Annotated in this window: 17 protein-coding genes; 8 read left to right on the top strand and 9 right to left on the bottom strand. The window is 68.9% G+C overall.

The genetic code is table 11. The annotated features are described in order from the left end of the window. Positions 1 to 56 precede the first annotated feature (56 nt). Complete coding sequence (locus tag ACOYR3_RS04050; protein ID WP_422845211.1) at positions 57 to 566, bottom strand: NuoB/complex I 20 kDa subunit family protein; 510 nt, start codon at positions 564 to 566, stop codon at positions 57 to 59. A 797-nt stretch (positions 567 to 1,363) separates the two neighbouring features. Between ACOYR3_RS04050 and priA the strand changes: the two genes are divergently transcribed. Then, a complete protein-coding gene (gene priA / locus ACOYR3_RS04045; RefSeq protein WP_422845210.1) occupies positions 1,364 to 3,496 on the top strand; it encodes a replication restart helicase PriA in 2,133 nt (710 codons plus the stop codon). Between the two features lie 15 nt (positions 3,497 to 3,511). On the opposite strand, the gene ACOYR3_RS04040 is transcribed toward priA, so the two are convergent. After that, positions 3,512 to 4,078 (bottom strand): midcut-by-XrtH protein, encoded by a 567-nt coding sequence (locus ACOYR3_RS04040; protein WP_422845209.1) that lies wholly within the window; start codon positions 4,076 to 4,078, stop codon positions 3,512 to 3,514. A gap of 123 nt (positions 4,079 to 4,201) precedes the next feature. Here ACOYR3_RS04040 and ACOYR3_RS04035 point away from each other — a divergent pair, with 123 nt between their 5' ends. Beyond that, the gene (locus tag ACOYR3_RS04035; RefSeq protein ID WP_422845208.1) at positions 4,202 to 4,492 is read left to right on the top strand and encodes a cupin; all 291 of its coding nucleotides are present in this window, start codon (positions 4,202 to 4,204) and stop codon (positions 4,490 to 4,492) included. A gap of 4 nt (positions 4,493 to 4,496) precedes the next feature. On the opposite strand, the gene dmeF is transcribed toward ACOYR3_RS04035, so the two are convergent. The 3 genes from dmeF to ACOYR3_RS04020 all read right to left on the bottom strand — a co-directional run bounded on the left by dmeF (position 4,497) and on the right by ACOYR3_RS04020 (position 7,890). Next, positions 4,497 to 5,510, bottom strand: coding sequence for a CDF family Co(II)/Ni(II) efflux transporter DmeF (gene dmeF, locus ACOYR3_RS04030; RefSeq protein WP_422845207.1), 1,014 nt, complete (start codon positions 5,508 to 5,510; stop codon positions 4,497 to 4,499). Between the two features lie 58 nt (positions 5,511 to 5,568). Continuing rightward, positions 5,569 to 6,522 (bottom strand): AEC family transporter, encoded by a 954-nt coding sequence (locus ACOYR3_RS04025; RefSeq protein ID WP_422845206.1) that lies wholly within the window; start codon positions 6,520 to 6,522, stop codon positions 5,569 to 5,571. Positions 6,523 to 6,642: 120 nt separating this feature from the next. Continuing rightward, positions 6,643 to 7,890 (bottom strand): ABC transporter substrate-binding protein, encoded by a 1,248-nt coding sequence (locus tag ACOYR3_RS04020; RefSeq protein ID WP_422845205.1) that lies wholly within the window; start codon positions 7,888 to 7,890, stop codon positions 6,643 to 6,645. A 231-nt stretch (positions 7,891 to 8,121) separates the two neighbouring features. On the opposite strand from ACOYR3_RS04020, the gene ACOYR3_RS04015 reads away from it, so the two are divergent. The 4 genes from ACOYR3_RS04015 to ACOYR3_RS04000 all read left to right on the top strand — a co-directional run bounded on the left by ACOYR3_RS04015 (position 8,122) and on the right by ACOYR3_RS04000 (position 12,604). Next, complete coding sequence (locus ACOYR3_RS04015; protein ID WP_422845204.1) at positions 8,122 to 10,197, top strand: ATP-dependent helicase; 2,076 nt, start codon at positions 8,122 to 8,124, stop codon at positions 10,195 to 10,197. A 179-nt stretch (positions 10,198 to 10,376) separates the two neighbouring features. After that, entirely contained in the window at positions 10,377 to 10,727 is a 351-nt protein-coding gene (locus tag ACOYR3_RS04010; RefSeq protein WP_422845203.1) for a hypothetical protein, read from the top strand. Continuing rightward, positions 10,652 to 11,950: a phospholipase A gene (locus ACOYR3_RS04005; RefSeq protein WP_422845202.1), complete on the top strand. Its 1,299-nt coding sequence runs from the start codon at positions 10,652 to 10,654 to the stop codon at positions 11,948 to 11,950. Before ACOYR3_RS04010 ends, ACOYR3_RS04005 begins: the two co-directional genes overlap by 76 nt. Before the next feature lie 264 nt (positions 11,951 to 12,214). Continuing rightward, positions 12,215 to 12,604 (top strand): hypothetical protein, encoded by a 390-nt coding sequence (locus tag ACOYR3_RS04000; RefSeq protein ID WP_422845201.1) that lies wholly within the window; start codon positions 12,215 to 12,217, stop codon positions 12,602 to 12,604. Positions 12,605 to 12,629: 25 nt separating this feature from the next. Here the strand turns inward: ACOYR3_RS04000 and ACOYR3_RS03995 are convergent, their stop codons facing one another. From ACOYR3_RS03995 to ACOYR3_RS03985, 3 genes are all read right to left on the bottom strand, one after another. Next, positions 12,630 to 13,022 carry a hypothetical protein gene (locus ACOYR3_RS03995; RefSeq protein WP_422845200.1) on the bottom strand — a complete coding sequence of 131 codons (393 nt, stop codon included), beginning with the start codon at positions 13,020 to 13,022 and terminating at the stop codon, positions 12,630 to 12,632. 355 nt (positions 13,023 to 13,377) lie between these two features. Then, positions 13,378 to 15,741 (bottom strand): cytochrome P450/oxidoreductase, encoded by a 2,364-nt coding sequence (locus ACOYR3_RS03990; protein ID WP_422845199.1) that lies wholly within the window; start codon positions 15,739 to 15,741, stop codon positions 13,378 to 13,380. An 85-nt stretch (positions 15,742 to 15,826) separates the two neighbouring features. Next, the gene (locus ACOYR3_RS03985; protein WP_422845198.1) at positions 15,827 to 16,642 is read right to left on the bottom strand and encodes an IclR family transcriptional regulator; all 816 of its coding nucleotides are present in this window, start codon (positions 16,640 to 16,642) and stop codon (positions 15,827 to 15,829) included. A gap of 106 nt (positions 16,643 to 16,748) precedes the next feature. On the opposite strand from ACOYR3_RS03985, the gene ACOYR3_RS03980 reads away from it, so the two are divergent. Next, complete coding sequence (locus ACOYR3_RS03980) at positions 16,749 to 17,723, top strand: Bug family tripartite tricarboxylate transporter substrate binding protein (RefSeq protein ID WP_422845197.1); 975 nt, start codon at positions 16,749 to 16,751, stop codon at positions 17,721 to 17,723. A 70-nt stretch (positions 17,724 to 17,793) separates the two neighbouring features. Here ACOYR3_RS03980 and ACOYR3_RS03975 read toward each other — a convergent pair whose 3' ends face one another. Further along, the gene (locus tag ACOYR3_RS03975; protein ID WP_422845196.1) at positions 17,794 to 18,279 is read right to left on the bottom strand and encodes a universal stress protein; all 486 of its coding nucleotides are present in this window, start codon (positions 18,277 to 18,279) and stop codon (positions 17,794 to 17,796) included. 108 nt (positions 18,280 to 18,387) lie between these two features. Here ACOYR3_RS03975 and tgt point away from each other — a divergent pair, with 108 nt between their 5' ends. After that, positions 18,388 to 19,560, top strand: a complete 1,173-nt coding sequence (tgt, locus tag ACOYR3_RS03970; protein ID WP_422845195.1) for a tRNA guanosine(34) transglycosylase Tgt — start codon at positions 18,388 to 18,390, stop codon at positions 19,558 to 19,560. The last annotated feature ends 64 nt before the right edge of the window (positions 19,561 to 19,624 follow it).

The following is a 19,624-nucleotide window of genomic DNA, read 5'->3' as shown; positions in this document are numbered from 1 at the left end:
CCGTTGCGCGACCCCTGGGCGATCGTAAACACGTTCTGAGGGCGAAGGCAGGCTGGCTACCGGGCGATCACCCGCGGCCGCCGGATCTTGGCCTGCAACTGCAGGATGCCGTAGAGCAGCGCCTCGGCCGTGGGCGGACAGCCGGGCACGTAGACGTCCACCGGCACGATGCGGTCGCAGCCGCGCACCACCGAGTAGCTGTAGTGGTAGTAGCCCCCGCCGTTGGCGCACGACCCCATGGAAATCACATACCGCGGTTCGGGCATCTGGTCGTAGACCTTGCGGATGGCGGGCGCCATCTTGTTGGTCAGCGTGCCCGCCACGATCATCAGGTCGCTGTGCCGGGGGCTGGAGCGGGGGATGATGCCGAAGCGGTCCAGGTCGTACCGGGCCATGGCGGCGTGCATCATCTCCACGGCGCAGCAGGCCAGCCCGAAGGTCATGAACCACAGGCTGTCGGTGCGCGCAGCCTGGACAACGTCGTCCAGCCGGGCCAGCACGAATCCGTCGCGCTCCAGGGACGGCGCGAGCGTGGGAGAAGGAGAGGTTTCTTGGGAACTTGCCATGCCGGCATCTTGGGCACGTCGCGCCCGCATGTCTTGAAGCAAAACGACATGGCGGCAGGCCCGCAACGCCGCCGCCGGCACGCAGCGGGGCCCTGCGACAATCCCTGCGCGGCGCAAACCTCCGCAGGGCCGCTGCCCGCGCTACTTATGCACAAAACTGGAGCACGGACCGCAGTTCGATCAAAAAAGTCCACTTGCCGTAATAAGACGTTACAAGCCATCTAAGTGATTGATTTGCAAGGAAATTCGAACCCTGCCGTTTTGACAGGCAAGCCAGCCGGAGCACGGATTTTCAAGCACTTGCGAGCCATACCCCATGGATATCAACAAAGTTATCCACAGAAATTCTGGATTTCTCTGTTTTGCCTTTCCAAATCAAGCACTTGCAGCACAAACCTAACAATTGGATGAACATCAAGCCCTGTGGCTAGCACAAAAACGGGCCTCGACAGGCTCTTGACGCGGCCCCGCTGTATGACTTATGCACACCAAGCATCGTGCACCGCAACATGCGCCCGCGCCGTGGGCCTAGCACAAAAAAAAGCTTGCAAAACCGTCAGAGGGTTGATTTATAACGATTTTTCAAGGCTGCCGCATTTCCAGGCAATCTGTTCGGAGCCAGTCTTCATGCGGCTTGCGCGGCGGTGAGGGCAGGATGTCAACAAAGTTATCCACAGAAATCCGGGATTACCCGTCCGCCCCTGCCAAATCAAGCACTTGGCGCTGATATCTCCACGCCACCTGCACAAACCGCTCCAACCATCGTTCCAACCACCACTCCAGCCGCTTTTCCAGCCGTGCCCGCCCCTGCCTCGTTCCTTGTCCACGTCGCCCTGCAGACGCCCGCGCACAGTGGCGTCGGAGACCTGCTCAGCTATGCGTGCGACCGGCCACTGCCCGCCGGCACCCTGGTGCGCGTGCCCCTGGGCCACCGCGACGTGCTGGGAGTGGTGTGGGACGCCGAGGACGCTCCGGGCGAGCTGCCGGAGGGCGCCACCCTGCGCGCCATTGCGGGCGTGCTGGACGGCGTGGCCCCGCTGGACCGGGCCTGGCGCCGCCTAGTGGCCTTTGCCGCCCGCTACTACCAGCGCGCCGTGGGCGAGGTGGCCCTGGCCGCCCTGCCACCGCAGCTGCGCGACCTGCAACCCGGGCAGCTCGCCCGCCGCCTGCGGCGCCCGGCCAAAGCCGGCGCCACCGAAGCGGGCACGGACGCTACCAAAAACATAGCGCTTAGCGCAGAACAGGAAAGCGCCAGAGCCCGAATTTCCTCAGAACCTGGCCCCTTCCTGCTGTTTGGGAGCACCGGCAGCGGCAAGACGGAGGTGTACCTGCGCTGCGTGCAGGAGGCGCTGGATGCCGATCCGGCCGCCCAGGCCTTGGTGATGGTGCCCGAGATCAATCTCACACCCCAGCTGGAAGAGCGCTTCACCGCCCGCTTTGCGCCGCGCTTCGGCGGTCAGGCCGTGGTGTCGATGCACAGCGGCATGACACCCCCGCAGCGCCTCAAGAGCTGGCTCGCGGCGCACAGCGGCGCCGCCCGCATCGTGCTGGGCACGCGCATGGCCGTGTTTGCCAGCCTGCCGGGGCTCCGGCTCATCGTCGTGGACGAAGAGCACGACCCCAGCTACAAGCAGCAAGAGGGCGCGCGCTACTCGGCCCGCGACCTGGCCCTCTGGCGCGGGCGCGAGCAGGGCGCCAAGGTGCTGCTGGGCTCGGCCACGCCCTCGCTGGAGAGCTGGCACGCCAGCCGCCCGCCCACGCCCGAAGACCCCGAGGGCGGGCGCTACCTGCGCCTGCACATGCCCAGCCGCATCGGCGCCGGCGCCCTGGCCCGCGTGCGCCGGGTGGACATGAACCAGCAGCCCCGGCGCACCGTGTTCAGCGCGCCGCTGCTGCAGGCCATTACCGAACGCGTGGTGCGCGGGGAGCAGAGCATGGTGCTGCTCAACCGCCGCGGCTACGCACCGGTGCTGCACTGCACGGACTGCGGCTGGAAGAGCGACTGCCCGCACTGCAGCGCCCACCAGGTCTTCCACAAGACCGACCGCACCCTGCGCTGCCACCATTGCGGCTACACCGTGCGCGTGCCGCTGCACTGCCCCGCCTGCGGCAGCCCCGACATCCATTCCATGGGCCGGGGCACGGAGCAGTTGGAGGAACAGCTGGCGGCCCTGCTGCGCAACGTGCAGCGCCCGGACGGGAACCCCGCCCGCGTGGCGCGCATCGACGCCGACACCACCAAGGCCAAGGGCGCCCTGGAGGCCCAGCTGGCCCAGGTGCACGCGGGCGAGGTGGACGTGCTGGTGGGCACGCAGATGATTGCCAAGGGCCACGACTTCCGCCGCATCACCCTGGTGGCGGCCGTGCAGCCCGACGGCGCGCTGTTCAGCAGCGACTTCCGCGCGCCCGAGCGGCTGTTTGCGCTGCTGATGCAGGCGGCCGGCCGCGCCGGGCGCGACGCCGCCTACGTGGCCGCGCAAGGCACGCAAAGCGAGATGTGGGTGCAGACGTACCACCCGCAGCATGCCGTCTATGAGGCGCTGCGCAAGCACGACTACGAAGCGTTTGCCGCCCAGCAGCTCCAGGAGCGCGCCGAGGCGGCCATGCCCCCGTTTGCCTACCAGGCCCTGGTGCGGGCCGACGCGCGCACGCAGGAGGTGGCGCAGGGTTTCCTGTCCGCCGCCACCGCCGCGGCGCATGCGGCCGGCTTGCCCGGCCTGGACGTGGTGACGCTGTTCCCGCCCGTGCCGCTCACCATCCAGCGCGTGGCCAACATGGAGCGCGCACAAATGCTGATGGAAAGCCCCAGCCGCGCCGCGCTGCAGCGCTTTCTGGCCGCGTGGCAGCCCGTGCTGCAGGCCACGCGCGCCCAGCCCGCGCACAAGGGGCTGGTGCGGTGGCTGGTGGATGTGGATCCGCTGACGATCTAGGTGCCCTGGTCTGGATCAGCCGGGGATACCGTCGTTGTGCACGCTCACGTAGCACATTTCATTGGGCTGCAGCACCAGGCCGACCGTGCACTCCGGGGTGAAGCCCGTGGGCTCGATCAGCATCAGGCCCGTGTTCACGCTCACACTGGTGATGCGCTGGGGGCGGTCCGTCAGGTTCTGGGCGGTGTACACATGGAACCGGTCGCCGACGAACAGGTCGACGCTGTGCGGAATGCTGGCCAGGCCACCCGTGGGCTGGTCCATCACGATTTCAACCGGCGCCATGCCGGCCACGGCCGGGCGGTTCCATAGGGCCGCAGACAGGCTCGCACACGCCAGCAGGCCGGCCGCCAAGACCTTGAGCGTGCGACCGCCCTGCGACCGCAGCGCGTAGTAGGCCACCACAGCCAGCAGGCCCGCCATGCCGATCAGCGCCCACTCCGACGCCGTCGGCACATTCGAGGCCGCCAGCGGGGCATATCCCAAGCTGCCCATGGACTGCGCGGCTGCGCCCTGCGCCACCAGGAGCCCCACCATTGCGGTGGCGGACCACCGTGCCCTACGCGACATCACTTGCTTCATGTTCGAGAGTCCTCCGAGAAAAACCGGAATTGTTACAAGGGATTGCAAACTGCAGCAAGCAAAGAATTGCCGCGGCGGCCACAGTGCAGGACCGCTGCCCGCGCCCCGTTCACCCCGCCGCCCATGACCCCCGAACAGTTCACCCTCACCCTCGCCCAGGAGGGCTTTGCCGCGCCGGTGCGCGTGGCCCGCGAAGCGCACGGCGCCTGGGAGCTTCACACCCACCCGTTCGAGGCCAGGGCGCTGGTGCTGCACGGCGCCATCCGCATCCGCACGGACTCGGGGGGCGAGCGCACCTACACGGCCGGCGAAGTGTTCCACCTGGCCCACGAGGAGCCCCATGCCGAGTGGTACGGCCCCGAAGGCGTGGTCTACCTCGTGGGGCGCCGCCCCGCGGCCGCGTCCGGGGGCTGAGAACCTACGGACTCCCGGGGTCCGGCGCGCCGTGCGGGATCCTGTGGATCTCGATGGTGGAATGGACCACCTCCTCGTGCACGCCCAGCCGCTGGCGCAGCAGGTCGGGGGTGATGCCTGCATCGCGCGTGACCACCGTCAGGGCGCAGGCGTACAGGCCCTTGCCCACCCGCCAGACATGCAGGTCGGTGACGCGGGTCCACCCCGGCGCGTCCGCCTGCTCGATCACCTCGCGGATCTCCTCGACCACGGGGTGGTCCATTTCCCGGTCCAGCAGCACCTTGGCCGTGTCCACCACCAGGCCCTTGGCCCACCAGCCCACCAGCGCGGCGCCGACGATGCCCATCACGGGGTCCAGCCAGGACCAGCCGTAGGCCCAGCCCCCGGCCAGCGCCACGATGGCCAGCACCGATGTGGCGGCATCGGCCACCACGTGGAGGTAGGCGGACTTGAGGTTCAGGTCCTCTCCATGACCGTGCCCATGCCCATGACCGTGGTCCGGCTCATGACGGTGACCCTCTTCGTGCCCGTGGCCGGCATGCCCGCCGTGGTGGTGCGCGTGCCCCAGGATCCAGGCGCACACCGCATTCACCAGCAGGCCCGCCACGGCCACGGCGATGGCCTGGCGGTACTGGATGGGTTGGGGCGAGAACAGGCGCTCGACCGAGCCCGCCACCATCAGCACCGCCACCCCCAGCAGGAAGATGGCGCTCGCAAAGCCCGCGAGCACCTCGATCTTCCAGGTGCCAAAGGCAAAGCGGGGGTCGCTGGCGTAGCGGCGCGCCGCCGCATACGCGGCCGCCGACAGCCCGATGGCCACGGCGTGCGAACTCATGTGCCAGCCGTCGGCCATGAGCGCCATGGAGTTGAACCACCACCCGGCGGTGATCTCGACGCCCATGGCCGCCAGGGTGATCCACATCACCACGCGGGTGCTGCGTTCGGCATGGTGCGTTCCGTGTTCAGCGGCAAAGCGGTGGTCGTGCGCCCAGGGGGCGGCAAAGTCATCGGCGTGCATGGCGCCACTGTACGCCAGCCCCCACGGCGCAAGCGCCGGGCTGCTGCTCCGCCGGCGGTCAGGTCAGCAGTGCCACGGCGGCGGAGAAGCTGAGGAACGCCAGCGCCGTGGAGACCAGGATGATGCGCGCCACGCGCCCGTTGTTGGCGCCGAACTTCTCGGCCAGCAGCGAGACGTTGCTGGCGCTGGGCAGCGCCGCCAGCAACACCATCACCGTCAGCGCGAACGGCGCGAGCGGCACCCCCAGCGCGATGGCGGCCGTGCCCGCGGCCCACACCAGCAGGGGGTGCACCAGCAGCTTGGCCAGGGCCACGGGCACGTACAGGCGCGCGGGCACCTGCTCGTGCTGGTTCATCTGCGAGCGGGCCAGCACCGCGCCAATGGTGAACAGCGCCACCGGCGACGCCGCGTCGGCCAGCATGGCGATGGTCTTGTCCACCGGGCCGGGCAGGTGCAACTGCAGCGCGGAGGCCAGCGCGCCCAGCGCAATCGACCAGGGCATGGGATTGGTGGCCATGCCCCGGAAGGCGTTGCGCAGCGCCACGCCCACGCCGTGCGTGCCCGCGCCGTCCAGCCGGGACAGGGCGATACACAGCGAGCTGGTGATGACCATGTCCACCACGATGGTGACGATGGCCGGCCCGGCGCTTTGCGCGCCCAGCAGCGCCACCAGCAGCGGCACGCCCATGAAGCCCGTGTTGGGGAAGGCTGCCACCAGCGCGCCAAAGGCGGCATCGTTCCAGCCGATGTGCGCGCTGCGCGTCAGGGCCACCGTGCCGCCCACCATGGCCAGGGCGCACAGCAGGTACACGCCGGCCACGGCCGGGTCCAGCAGCTGGGCGATGGGCGTGCTGGCGCCAAAGCGGTACAGCATGCACGGCAGCGCGAAATACAGCACGAAGGCGTTGAGCCCCGGGATGGCGGGCTGCGGCAGCACGCCGCGCCGCGCGGCCAGGTAGCCGCACAGCACGAGGGCAAAGAACGGAAAGGTGATGAGCAGGACGGACAGCACGGGCCTATTGTCCCGTGGCGGGCCGCCGCGCCGGGGCCTTGCGGCCCGCGGTGGTCAGCGCAAAGTCAGGCGGCTGCCGTCGCCAACGGCGGGTACTGCGGGTACGGCGTGCGGCGGCGCTCACTGCTTGCGCTGCACGATCAGGTTGCGCTTGGCATCCTCCGGGTAGGCAAAGGTGATGGCGCCGTTCCTGACCTGGCCGATGACCAGCATGTTGCGCGTGATGGCATCCTTGTCCTGCGGGCTGAACGGCTTGTCGTAGGTGGAGACCACGCCGTAGTAGGTCTTCATGCGGCCTTCCAGCGATTCCTTGATGGCGCGTCCCGTCAGGTTGCCGTCGCGCACCCCCAGGAAGGAGTACATCAGCAGGTAGGTGGCGTCGTAGGCGTTTGCCGCAGCCATGGGCACGGCGACCTTGCCGTGGTATTTGCGGGTGTAGCTTGACAGGAACGCAGCCCGGCGCTCGTTGCTCGGCTCGGCAATGAAGGTCTGCACCATGAGGGCGCCTTCCGCCGCGTCCTTGGCGCCGTCCAGGAAGAACGGGAACGACAGCGGCCATGCCCCCACCTGCGGCACCTTCCAGCCCAGGGCCTTGCGGCCGTTGGCGATGACCGCGTTCTCGGGGCCGACGGTGTAGCTGTAGACCACGTTGGCGCCGGCGCTGCGCGCGGCCGCCAGCTCGGCAGAAAGGTCCTTCACCCCCAGGTCGAAGCGCGCCACGTGCACGGGCTTGAGGTTCTTGGCCGCCAGCGCGGCCACCACGTCGTTGTAGCCGCCTTCGCCATAGCCGGTCTTGTCGGCGAAGAGGGCCACCTTGTCCCAGCCGCGCTTGACGATGTCGTCCACCATGAAGGGGGCCTGCAGCGCGTCCCGGGCCTGCACGCGGAAGATGTAGCTCTCGGGCGCGGGGTAGGTGCTGGTGAGGGCCGTGCCGGTGGCGCAGGGGATGAGCAGCGGGCTGCTGCTGCCCTGGAACAGGTCGACGGCTTTGAGCGCCACCCCGGTGTTGCAAAAGCCGATGGTGGCGACCACCTTCTCGGCCAGCAGTTCCCGCGAGGCCTTGCGGCCCTGGTCCGGGCTGGCGCCGTCGTCCTTCACCACCAGCTCCAGGGGCCGGCCCAGGTAGCCGCCCACGGCATTGATCTCGTCCACCGCCAGCTTGATGCCATTGAGCATGGGCACGCCGAAGTCCGCCGAGGCGCCGGTGAACGGCCCCACCACGCCGATGCGCACCGGCCCGGCACTGCTGCTCTGCGCCTGGGCAGGCGCCTGCAGCACGAAAAAAGCGGCCAGCAGGACGGAGCCCGCCACATGGCGGGACCAGGAACGGGGGTGGGGGCGGGGGCGGGAAGAGGCGGCAGCGGGCATGGTGTGATCGTCGGGACAACGGGGCCCGGGACGGGTCCCCCACGCCGGAAGTATCAGATTGTGACAATCAGGACCGCCAGCGGGGTTTCCCGCAGCGCAACCGGCCGCCGCGGGCGTGGGGAGGCGCCACCACCCCGGTATCATTGCGCGCTCTCCGCCCTGCCGCCTTCGGCCGGCGCGTCGGCCCCACGGCCCTGTCCCGCAGTTCCTTTCCGCTCCCACCGCTTTCCCATGTCCGCCGGCCTCAATCTCGCTCAGCTCCAGGCTGTCCACTACACCGACGGTGCCTGCCTGGTGCTGGCCGGCGCGGGCTCGGGCAAGACGCGGGTGATCACCATGAAGATCGCCCACATGATCGAAAAGGGCCTGGCGCCCAAGCGCATCGCGGCCATCACCTTCACCAACAAGGCGGCGGCGGAAATGCGCGAGCGGGCCCAGGGCCTCATCGGCAAGCGGGCCAAGGACGTGCTGGTGTGCACCTTCCACGCCCTGGGCGTACGCATGGTGCGCGAGGACGGCCAAGTGCTGGGCCTCAAGCCGCAGTTCAGCATCCTGGACGCCGACGACGTGACCGGCATCCTGAAGGACGCCGCCGGCGGCACCGTGGACATGGCCACCGCCCGCCAGTGGCAGTGGGTGATCAGCAAGTGGAAGAACATGGGCCTGACCTCCGAGCAGGCCCTGGCCCAGGCGGCGGACGACAACGAGCGCAGCATCGCCGTGCTGATGGCGCGCTACGAGGAGCGGCTGACGGCCTACCAGAGCGTGGACTTCGACGACCTGATCGGCATGCCCCTGCGCCTGCTGCGCGACTTCCCCGAGGTGCGCGCCAAGTGGCAGGCCTCGCTGGGCCATGTGCTGGTGGACGAGTACCAGGACACCAACGCCACGCAGTACGAGCTGCTCAAGCTGCTCGTGGGCGAAAACGGCCACTTCACCGCCGTGGGCGACGACGACCAGAGCATCTACGGCTGGCGCGGCGCGACGCTGGACAACCTGAAGAAGCTGCCGGTGGACTTTCCCCACCTCAAGGTCATCAAGCTGGAGCAGAACTACCGCTCCACCAGCGCCATCCTGCGCGCGGCCAACAACGTGATCGGCCCCAACCCCAAGCTGTTCCCCAAGACGCTGTTCAGCGAACTGGGCGAGGGCGAGCCCGTGCGCGTGGTGGATGCCGACAACGAGGAGCACGAGGCCGAGCGCGCCGTGGCCCGCATCCAGAGCCTGCGCGCGGCCAGCAACCCGCCGCCGGACTGGAAGAGCTTTGCCATCCTGTACCGCGCCAACCACCAGGCCAAGCCGTTTGAAAAGGCGCTGCGCAAGGCCAACATCCCGTACAAGGTCTCGGGCGGCACCAGCTTCTTCGACCGCGCGGAAATCAAGGACCTGTGCGCCTGGTTCCGCCTGTGGATCAACAACGACGACGACCCCGCGTTCCTGCGCTGCATCACCAGCCCCAAGCGCGGCATCGGCCACACCACGCTGGCGGCGCTGGGCGCGTTTGCCACGCAGCACAAGCAGAGCATGTTCGGTGCGCTGTTCAACGGCATGCTGCCAGCCGCCATCCCCAAGCGGGCGATGGACGGCCTGCACGAGTTCGGCCGCTACATCAACTACCTGGAGTACAGCGCCCGCCGCACGGTCGGCGCCGAAGACGCCCGCGCCTTTCTGAACGAATGGCTCAAGGAAATCGGCTACGAGCAGCACCTCTACGACAACGAGGACAGCGAGAAGGTGGCCGCCGCCCGCTGGAGCAACGTGATGGAGTTCTGCGACTGGATGGCCCAGCGCGCAGGCGGGCAGATCGACGACACCGCCGGTGCCGTGGTGGCCAAGGAGACCAAGAGCCTGCTGGAGGTCTCGCAGACCATCGCCCTGCTCTCCACCATCAGCGAACGCGAGCAGGAGCAGGACATGGTCACGCTCTCCACCCTGCACGCCAGCAAGGGGCTGGAGTGGCCGCACGTGGTGCTGGTGGGCGTGACCGAGGGCATGCTGCCCTTCAAGCTGGACGACGACGAAGGCCGCCAGCAGAAGGTGACCGACGACGTGCTGCAGCGCCTGCAGGAAGAGCGCCGTCTGATGTACGTGGGCATCACTCGCGCCCAGCGCACCCTGGCCGTGAGCTGGACCAAGAAGCGCAAGAAGGGCCGCGAAATGGTGGCGGCCCAGCCCAGCCGCTTCATCGCCGAGATGGGCCTGGACAAGACCACCGCCCGCGAAGACCCGCGCGAGAAGCTCAAGGCCCTGCGCGCCGAATTTGCCGCCCGCAAGGCCCAGGCGGGCGCGCCCCAACCCAGCTTGTGAAACCCGTGCCGTCCTCCTTGATGTTCTCTTCCTGGGTTTGCCCGGCGCCAGCGGAGCGCAGCAAGCATGCGCTGCCGATCTTGTGCGCTTTTATTTTCATAGCGGCCAGCGCTTGTCCTACAAGCGCCAGAGCCCAGAACCATCCACAATCCACGGCGGCGTGCCCGGCCGCCGAGGCGATGGACCACCAGCACCTGCAAGGCCGCTGGCAGGCCGAGCTGCTGGCGCCGGGGGAGGACAGCCCCGTTGCCGCCACGCTGCAGCTGGGCCCCCACCCGGAGCTGGCCGAGAGCGTGCGGGGCACCGTGCAGCGCGAGGGTGCCGAGGCGCTGGTCAGCGGCGATGTGGACGCCGGCGAGCTCACCCTGGAAGAATCAACCAACGGCACCAACATCAGCGCCACCTGGATCGGCCGGGTGGTGGATGGCAGTTGCGGCAAGGAAATACGCGGAACATGGAACAACGCCCACCCCACCCCCTCCGCCCCGTCAGCGGACTTCGTGCTGCGCAAGCAGCCAGCTTGGCAGTGACCCACGGCCCGCACCGGCTGGCCGTCGTGGCGCTGGCCGCCCTGGCCGTCCTGGCACCGGGGGGCGCGGCGCTGGCCCAGGCCTCTGCGGCGGCACCGGCCATCCCGCCCCGGGCCGACGCCGGAGACGCGTGGCGCCGCTGCACCCAGCTTTCCAGCGACCCGCAGGCCCGGCTGGCCTGCTTTGACCAGTGGGCGGCCGCCCAGAAGTGGGTGGCGCCCGCGGCGTCAGCCGCGGCGTCCGGCGCCGCAGGCACGGCCGGGGCGCCTGCAGAGGCCGCCGCCGCGTCTTCCGAGGTGCCGCCGCCCGTGGACGCCACGCTACCGGCCACCCGCATCATCGACGTGGCCCGCGTGGAGGGATGCCGCGACGCGCAGTACAGCGACCTCTCGCGCTTCTGGGAGCTGGAGGCGGGCAGCGACTGCGGCACATTCAGCTTCCGAGGGTACCGCCCCATCACGGTTTCGGTGGTGGCCTCCGACTCCGTCAACCGCCAGCCCACGTCGCCCTCGCCCAACCACTCCGCCACGGAAAGCACGCCCTACCGCACCACGGAAAACCGCATCCAGCTGTCGGTGCGCACCAAGCTGGCCCAGGGCCTGCTGACCCAGGGGCACCCCACGCTCAAGGACTCGGTGTGGTTCGGCTACACGCAGCAGTCGTACTGGCAGCTGTTCTCGCCCGCCATCTCGCGCCCCTTCCGCGCCACCGACCACGAGCCCGAGGTGATGTACGTCTACCCCACCACCGCCCAGCTGCCTTTCGGCTGGAAGTGGCGCTACAGCGGCGTGGGGCTGGTGCACCAGTCCAACGGCCAGAGCGAGCCTCTCTCGCGCAGCTGGAACCGCGTGTACCTGATGACCGGGATGGAGCTGGACAACCGCTGGACCGTCAACGCCAAGATATGGAAGCGCCTGTCGGAGAGCGCTGGCAGCGACGACAACCCCGGCATCAGCGACTACGTCGGCCGCGGCGAACTGTCGGTGTTCTGGAACATGAACAAGGACAACACCCTGGGCGCCACCCTGCGCCACTCGCTGTCCAGCAGCGACCGCGGCTCCGTGCGGCTCGAATGGATGCAGACCCTGGGCAGCGGCCTGTGGGGCGGCAAGAGCAACCTGCGCCTGCACACGGCCCTGTTCAGCGGCTACGGCGACAGCATGATCGACTACAACCGCAAGCGCACCGTGTTCAGCCTCGGGCTGAGCCTGGTGGATTTCTAGGAATCCTGTGCGCGAATCGCGCGGTCCGCGTGCGCAGCGGCCCGAGGCTTGCCTTCGCCGTTGACGCAGCGCAAACGGCGAACAACTCGTAACGACATCGCCCTCAAGTTTTGCGCCATTGTGCCGACGCGCCGCCACAATGGCACGCGCACCGGCACACCCGCATGGCGCGGCCGCCACCCCCCGATAAGCGCGGCTTTTTGGCCGTTTTCCCTGCCATCGCCGCTGCGTGCGCCCTCGAAAATCCCGACAGAGAGGAACACCATGGACATGCAATACCAGCTCAAGGCGGGCAGCTATTACCTGTATGACATGCGGGAGGCGCCCAGCGCCGTCACAGGCGAGCGGAGGTTCAAGCTGAAGACCGACACGGTGGCCATTGCGTTCGACCGGCACACCGGCGAGGTGCACCAGCACGGCAGCCCCACGCGCATCCAGTCCTGGGCCAACAACACCCGCCGGCGCCTGCGCGCGGCCGGTGCGCAGGACGTGGCCAACGACATCGTGGTGGTGTCCGGCCCCCTGCCCGTGGACGAACTCAACAAGTGCCTCTGGGTGCACGGCTACGTGCGGCGCATGTTCTCGCGCCTGGCCACGCTGCCGCATGGCAAGCTGCAGCGCGCGGCCGGCGAGCCCTTCCGCAAGGCCGCCTGACCGCCCTGCCCCCCGCAGCGGCCGCCTACCCGCCGGCCGCGCCCGCGAACAGCGCGAGCCCCAGCCCCAAAGCTCCCAGGATTCCCAGCAGCACCACCGCCCCGATCTTGTGCTGCAGGTGGTCGGCCCGTTCAAACGCCGGCCAGTCGCCCCGCAGCGCATGGCGGTGGCGATGGAACACCAGAGAGACACAGTAGATATTGGCCGCGATGGCCAGCAGCAGCGCCCCGGTGGCCAGCACCAGGGCAAAGGCGGGGATCTCGATGAAAACGTCCACGCGCTTGTGCAGCGCCGCCAGGATCAGCTCCTTGTCGCGCCCCTGGCCCAGCAAGGCCCGCTCAAACAGCGCCTCCGTGACCACACAGCCCAGCCACAGGCCGACAAAGGTGAGATGCAGGGGTAGCAGCAATGCGCGCATAAGAACCTATTCAAGATTTTTTCGGGGTCGCACAAGCACCTTGCCGGGATGGGATGCAAGGCGCGGTGCGCCGTGGATAGTCCGGCTATCCACAAGCGCCGCAACGCCGCAGACCGCCCGGCAAGGCGCTTGCCGAAGGGTTGGAGTGAAATCGGGCGGTTGCACGCCCCGGTTGCTTGCATGGGCATAAGCCCATGCGGCGCATCCGGAGCATCCACCTCATCACGATGGCGCTCCAATGCGATCCCCGAAAGGACCTTGAACAGGTTCTGAGAACCTCGGTGAAAAAGCCCATGTCCGGAAGCGCGGCGCGGCCGGTGCCGCAACCTCACTCCCGGTAGGGTTATACACCGCCCTACAGCGCCAGCACGATGCGCTGCCCCGCAGCCCGCGAGCAGCAGGCCAGCATGCGCTTGCCCGTCGCGCGCTCGCTGTGCGTCAGCACCTTGTCGCGGTGGTCAATGTCGCCGTCCAGCACGGCCACCTCGCAGGTGCCGCACAGGCCTTCGTTGCAATCGCAGGGCACGTCCACGCCGGCGGCCTGCAGGGCCTGCAGCAGGGTGCGGTCGGGCGGCACCTGCACCTGCAGTTGCGAGTCGCGCAGCTCGGCCACGAAGGCGTGCTCCTTGGCCGGGTCCAGCGCCGCGCCTTCGCCACTGAAGTGCTCGAAGTGCAGCACGCCCTCAGGCCAGCCGGCACCCAGGGTTTCGAGTTCGTCGATCAGCCGGTCCGGCCCGCAGGCGTAGACCCGGTCTTGCGCGCCGATACCGGCCAGCAGCGCGGGCAAATCCATGCGCCGGCCTTCTGCCTTGACGTAGAGCTGCACGTTGGCGGCATGGTCGCGCTCGGCGCGCGCCAGCAGCGCCATCTGGGCGCGCGAGCGGCCCGCGTAGTGCAGCGTGTAGGGCTTGCCCAGGCGCTTCAGACGGTCCGCCATGGCCAGCATGGGCGTGATGCCGATGCCGGCCGCGATCAGCACGTAGCGCGCGGCATCCTCCTGGAGGCGGAAGAGGTTCTTGGGGCCGGCCAGCTGCAGGGGTTCGCCCACCCGCAGCGCATCGCAGAAGTGGCGCGAGCCGCCGCGGCCCGCGGCCTCGCGCTGCACCACCACCTGCAGGTGCTGGCGGTGGTCCGGGTCGCCGCACAGCGAGTACTTGCGGCGGAACCCGCCGGCCACCAGGTCCACGTGCGCGCCGGCCGACCACGCCGGCAGCGCGCTGCCGTCCGGGGAGGCAAACACCAGGCGCCACAGGCCGTCGCCTTCAGGCTCCTTGGCGTGCAGCACCACGGTGCGGGTGATGCTTTCCTTGGGCGGGGGGCCGATGGTGAAGGCGGCCGGTGCGGGTGCGGGTGCGGCCGCCGCTGCGGCGTTCGCGGCCAGGCGCTCGGGGTTGCACGCCGGGTCCCATTCCACCCACAGCGTGGACGGGCCGCGGAACGAGGTGTTGGAGAGGTAGTCGATCTGCTGGCCTTGCACCAGCCGCATGTGCGGCAGGCGGCGCACGAACTCTTCGATGAACACGCGCATCTGCAGGCGGCCGATGTTCTTGCCCATGCACTGGTGCGCGCCGTAGCCGAAGGTCAGGTGCTCGACCGCGCTTTCGCGGTACACGTCCACCTCGTCGGGGTTCTCGAAATGGCGCGGGTCGAAATTGGCCGAGGCCTGCACCAGCAGGAGCTTGCCGCCTCTGGGAATGGGCACGCCCCCCACCACCGCATCGGCCGTGGCCACGCGGCGCCACGCGATGATGGAGCCGGCCACGCGCAGGCACTCTTCCACCGCGTTGGGGATGAGCGCCGGGTTGGCGCACAGGTCGTCCCAGGCCTTGCGGTGCGACAGCAGCGTGAGGAAGGCGTTGGCCGTGGCGTTGGACGTGGTCTCGTGCGCGGCGGCCAGGATGGCCATCATCATCGAGCGCAGGTACGACTCGGGCACCACGTCGGGGTGGGCCAGGTGCTGGCGGATGGTCTCGTACATCCAGCCTTCGCCGTCGGGCTGGGCGCGCATGGCGTCCAGGATGCGCTGCGCGGTCTGCCAGAAGCGGCCCACGTTGTGCGCGATCTCCACCTGCTCCTCGGGCGTGGGCCGGCCCCAGGTGTTGAGCGTGTGGGCCACCGCAAACTGCCGCAGCTGCTCGGCCCCGTCGTCGGGCACGCCCAGGAACTTGAGCGCGATGGTCAGCGGGATCTCGTAGAACATCTCCGCCACCAGATCGGCGCGGCCCTGGTCGATGAAGCGGTCCATGGTCTGGCGCGCCAGCTGCCGCACCATGGGCTCCAGCGTGATGAGGCGCTCGGGCAAAAAGGCGTCCATCAGCAGGCGGCGGCGCGCCATGTGGTCGGGCTCGTCCTCGTTGACCATGGTGCGGTTCATGGCAAAGCCGTAGCCCTGCAGCACCTGCAGCACCTCGGGCGAGGCAGGGGTGATCTTCTCCAGCGCCACCGCGGGCGAAAACAGCAGGTTGTCGCGGAACACGGCCTTCACGTCGTCGTAGCGCGTGACCACCCAGTAACCGAGCTGCGGGCTGAAAAACACGGGTTCCTCCTCGCGCGCCCAGCGCAGGTAGTCGCCTGGGGCCTGCATGTAGGCGGGCTCGAAGGGGTTGAACGCGGCGGCGCGGGCGCTGACCGGGCAGCCTGAGGGCGCCTGGCCCGCTGCGGCCACGGCGGCATGGTCAATCGGGCAGCGCCCGGTAGGGGTGGCAGTGGAGATGGTCATGGCGGGGTCGTGAATTTTGCGCAATGCTATTACGCAATGCGTAAATTCACAAACACCCGACTAAGCCTGCGCGGCTTGAGGGGGATCAATCCGAAGCCGGCGCAAACCCCATCGCGGCGCTGATCCCCCGCGCTTCCTGCACGACGCTGGGGCAGACCTTGCCGCCCGGCCGCGTGTCGAACCCGTTGCTGGCCCCCAGCGCCGTGAGCACCGCCACCACGTGGCCCCGCGCGTCATGGATGGGCGCCGCAATGGCGCTGATGCCGGCCAGCAGCGTGTCGCGCACGATGGCGCAGCCCTGCGCGCGCACCTGCTGGCGCAGCATGGCCACGGGGTCCGGCCCGGCCATCAGCGAGCGCTGCTCGGCGCTGGCCGCCGCCAACTCGGCCTCGGCCTGGGCGTGCAGCGGCGCATCGTCGGAAAACGCCAGGAACGCCTGCCCGCTGGCCGACCAGACCACCGGCAGCACCGAGCCGGGGCGGATGTTGACCGTGACGGGCAGCGAAGGCTCTTCCATGCGCATCACCGTAGGGCCCATGTTGCCCATCACGGCAATGAAGCAGGTGACCTGCAGCGATTCGCGCAGGCGCAGCAGCGCCGCCTCGCCCAGGCGCACCGGGTCGCACTGGCGCAGGGCCGCCAGGCCGATGCGCACGGCCTCGGGCCCCAGGTGGTAGTGCTGGGTGGCGGGGTGCTGCGCCACCAGGCCCTCGCTGGCCAAGCTGGACAGATAGCGGTGGACCTTGGCGGCGCTCTCGGCCGACTCGGCGGCAATGGCCGTGAGGCTGGCCGCGCCGCCCAGGCGCGCCAGGGCCTTGAGGATGGTCATGCCGGTTTCGGCCGACTGCACGCGCTGGCGCCGCTTGGAGGAAAGGTCAGGGGAGGATTCGGAAGCAGGCATGGCGGCAGTGTCGAACAAAAGGCAGGGTAATTGCGGTGAACTGATTACGCATTGCGTAATATCATTGCAAAATATAAAACGTTTGATCTATTTCTCAGGAGACACCATGTTGAATCGACGCTCTGCCACCGGCCTGCTGGCCGCCCTTGCGGTGCTGGCCGCCCCGGTGGCGTTCGCCCAGGGCTATCCGGCCAAGCCCATCCGCTGGGTGGTGCCCTACCCGGCCGGCGGCGGCTCGGACTTTCTGGCGCGCACCATCGGCCAGCAGCTTGCCACGCAAACCAGCCAGACGGTGACGGTAGACAACAAGCCCGGCGCCAACACGGCCATCGCGGCGGTGGATGTGGCCCGCTCCGCGCCCGACGGCTACACCATCCTGTCGGCCGACAACGGCACCATGGTGTTCAACTCGGCGCTCTACAGCAAGCTCTCCTACAACCCGGACAAGGACCTGGTGCCCGTCACGCTCATGGGGCGCTTCCCCATGATCCTGGTGGTCGGCCCCAATTCGGACATCCGCGACGCCAAGGATTTCGTGGCCAAGGCCAAGGCCGCGCCTGGCAAGCTCAGCTACGGCTCGGCCGGCGCGGGCAGCCCGCACCACCTGGCCATGGAGCTGCTCAAGGTCAACACGGGCGCGCACATGGTGCACATCCCCTACCGCGGCGCCGCCCCGGCGCTGACCGACCTGGCCGGCGGCCAGCTGAACGCGATGATGGTGGACCTGGCCGCAGGCGCCGGCTTCATCAAGGGCGGCAAGGTGCGCCCGCTGGCGGTGGCCCACCCCGCGCGCCTGCCCCAGTTGCCCGACGTGCCCACGTTTGCGGAACTGGGCTTCAAGGGCGTGGAAGCCTCGGCCCAGGTGGGCGTGGTGGCCCCGGCCGGCACGCCGCCCGAGGTGGTGGCCACGCTGCAAAAGCAGGTGGCTGCCGCCATCAACCAGCCCGCCATCCGGCAGAAGCTGGTGGACTTTGGCATTGAGCCCGTGGGCAACACACCCCAGCAGTACGGCGACCTGATCCGCAGCGAAGTGCAGCGCTGGCACAAGCTGATCCGCGAGCAGAAGATCTCGCTGGACTGATCGCAGGCCGCTCCCCACCCTGTACTGCCGCCCCTCGCCGGGGCGGCTTTTTTTGGTGGCGCGGTAGCCGTCAGGCGCCGCCGGGCTCGTCGCCCGCCAGATCGTCGGCCTCCTCCTCCACGGGGTCGGCATGCTTGACCACCGTGACCGGCACGCGGCTGGCGCGCACCACCTCTTGCGATACCGAGCCCAGGAGCACGCTGGAGAGCGCGCCGTGCCCCTGCGCGCCCAGCACGGCCAGGTCGCAGCCCGAGCGCTCGATCATCTCCAGCAGCGTGTGGGCCGGGTCACCCACGCCCACGTCGGTCTCGTAGGGCACGCCCGCGGCGTCCAGCAGCGCGCAGGCCGACGCCATGAGGTGCTGGCCGGCCTCCAGGCTGGCGGCGGCGATCAGCGCAGGGTCGCGCACGGTGACCATTTCGTACAGCGTGGCAGGCTCCTGCACATGGCCCAGCACCACCGTGGCCTGAAGCCCCTGGCGTACCAGGGCCAGCACATGGTGCACGCCATCGAGCGAGAGTTCCGAGCCATCGACTGCGATCAGGATCTTGAGCATGGGGGCCTCCTTGTAGGGTTGTTCAGGCCAGTTTAGCCACGGCCAGGGCCGCTGCCACGCGATGCCCTTGAGCCAGGTCAGGGTAGTGCGTCTGGGACAATGCCGCCCATGCTGCAGTTCGACCTCCTGAAAACCGACCCCACCAGCCACGCCCGCCGTGGCACGCTCACGCTCAACCACGGCGTGGTGCAGACCCCCATCTTCATGCCCGTGGGCACCTACGGCACCGTCAAGGGCGTGATGCCGCAAAGCCTGCACGACATGGGCGCGCAGATCATCCTGGGCAACACCTTCCACCTGTGGATGCGACCGGGCCTCGATGTGATGCAGAGCTTTGGCGGGCTGCACGGCTTCGAGCAGTGGAACAAGCCCATCCTCACCGACTCGGGGGGCTTCCAGGTGTGGAGCCTGGGCGCCATGCGCAAGATCACCGAGGAAGGCGTGCACTTTGCCAGCCCCGTGAACGGCGACAAGCTGTTCATGTCGCCCGAGGTCAGCATGCAGATCCAGACGATCCTGAACTCCGACATCGTCATGCAGCTGGACGAATGCACGCCCTACGAGACCAAGGGCCACCTCACCACCGAGGCCGAGGCGCGCAAGTCCATGGAGATGAGCCGCCGCTGGGCCCTGCGTTCCAAGGCCGAGTTCGAGCGCCTGGAGAACCCCAACGCGCTCTTCGGCATCGTGCAGGGGGGCATGTACAAGAACCTGCGGCAGGAATCGCTGGAAGCGCTGGTGGAGATGGACTTCCCCGGCTACGCCATCGGCGGCGTGAGCGTGGGCGAGCCCAAGGACGAGATGCTGGACATCATGGCCCACACGCCCCACCGCCTGCCCGCCCACAAGCCGCGCTACCTGATGGGCGTGGGCACGCCCGAGGACCTGGTGGAAGGCGTGGCCCAGGGCGTGGACATGTTCGACTGCGTGATGCCCACGCGCAATGCCCGCAACGGCACGATCTTCACCCGCTTTGGCGACCTGAAGATCCGCAACGCGCGCCACAAGGCCGACCACCAGCCGCTGGACACCACCTGCACCTGCACCGCCTGCGCGGGCAGCACCGGCGTGCCGTGGGACGAGGGCGGGCGCGGCGGCTTCAGCCGCGCCTACCTGCACCACCTGGACCGCTGCGGCGAGATGCTGGGCCCCATGCTGACCACCGTGCACAACCTGCACTACTACCTGAACCTGATGCGCGAAGTGCGCGAGGCGCTGGACGCCGGCAGCTTCGCGCAGTTCCGGGCGCGCTTCCGCACGGAACGGGCGCGCGGCGTGTGACGACCTTGCACAAGCGATCCGACGGCTATTATTTTGATAGCTGTCTGTGATTGCTGGACGGGCG

Origin of the sequence: Acidovorax sp. M2(2025), assembly GCF_049330835.1 — a bacterium.
Taxonomy (GTDB): Bacteria; Pseudomonadota; Gammaproteobacteria; order Burkholderiales; family Burkholderiaceae_C; genus Acidovorax.
This window is presented reverse-complemented; position numbering and strand designations above follow the sequence as displayed.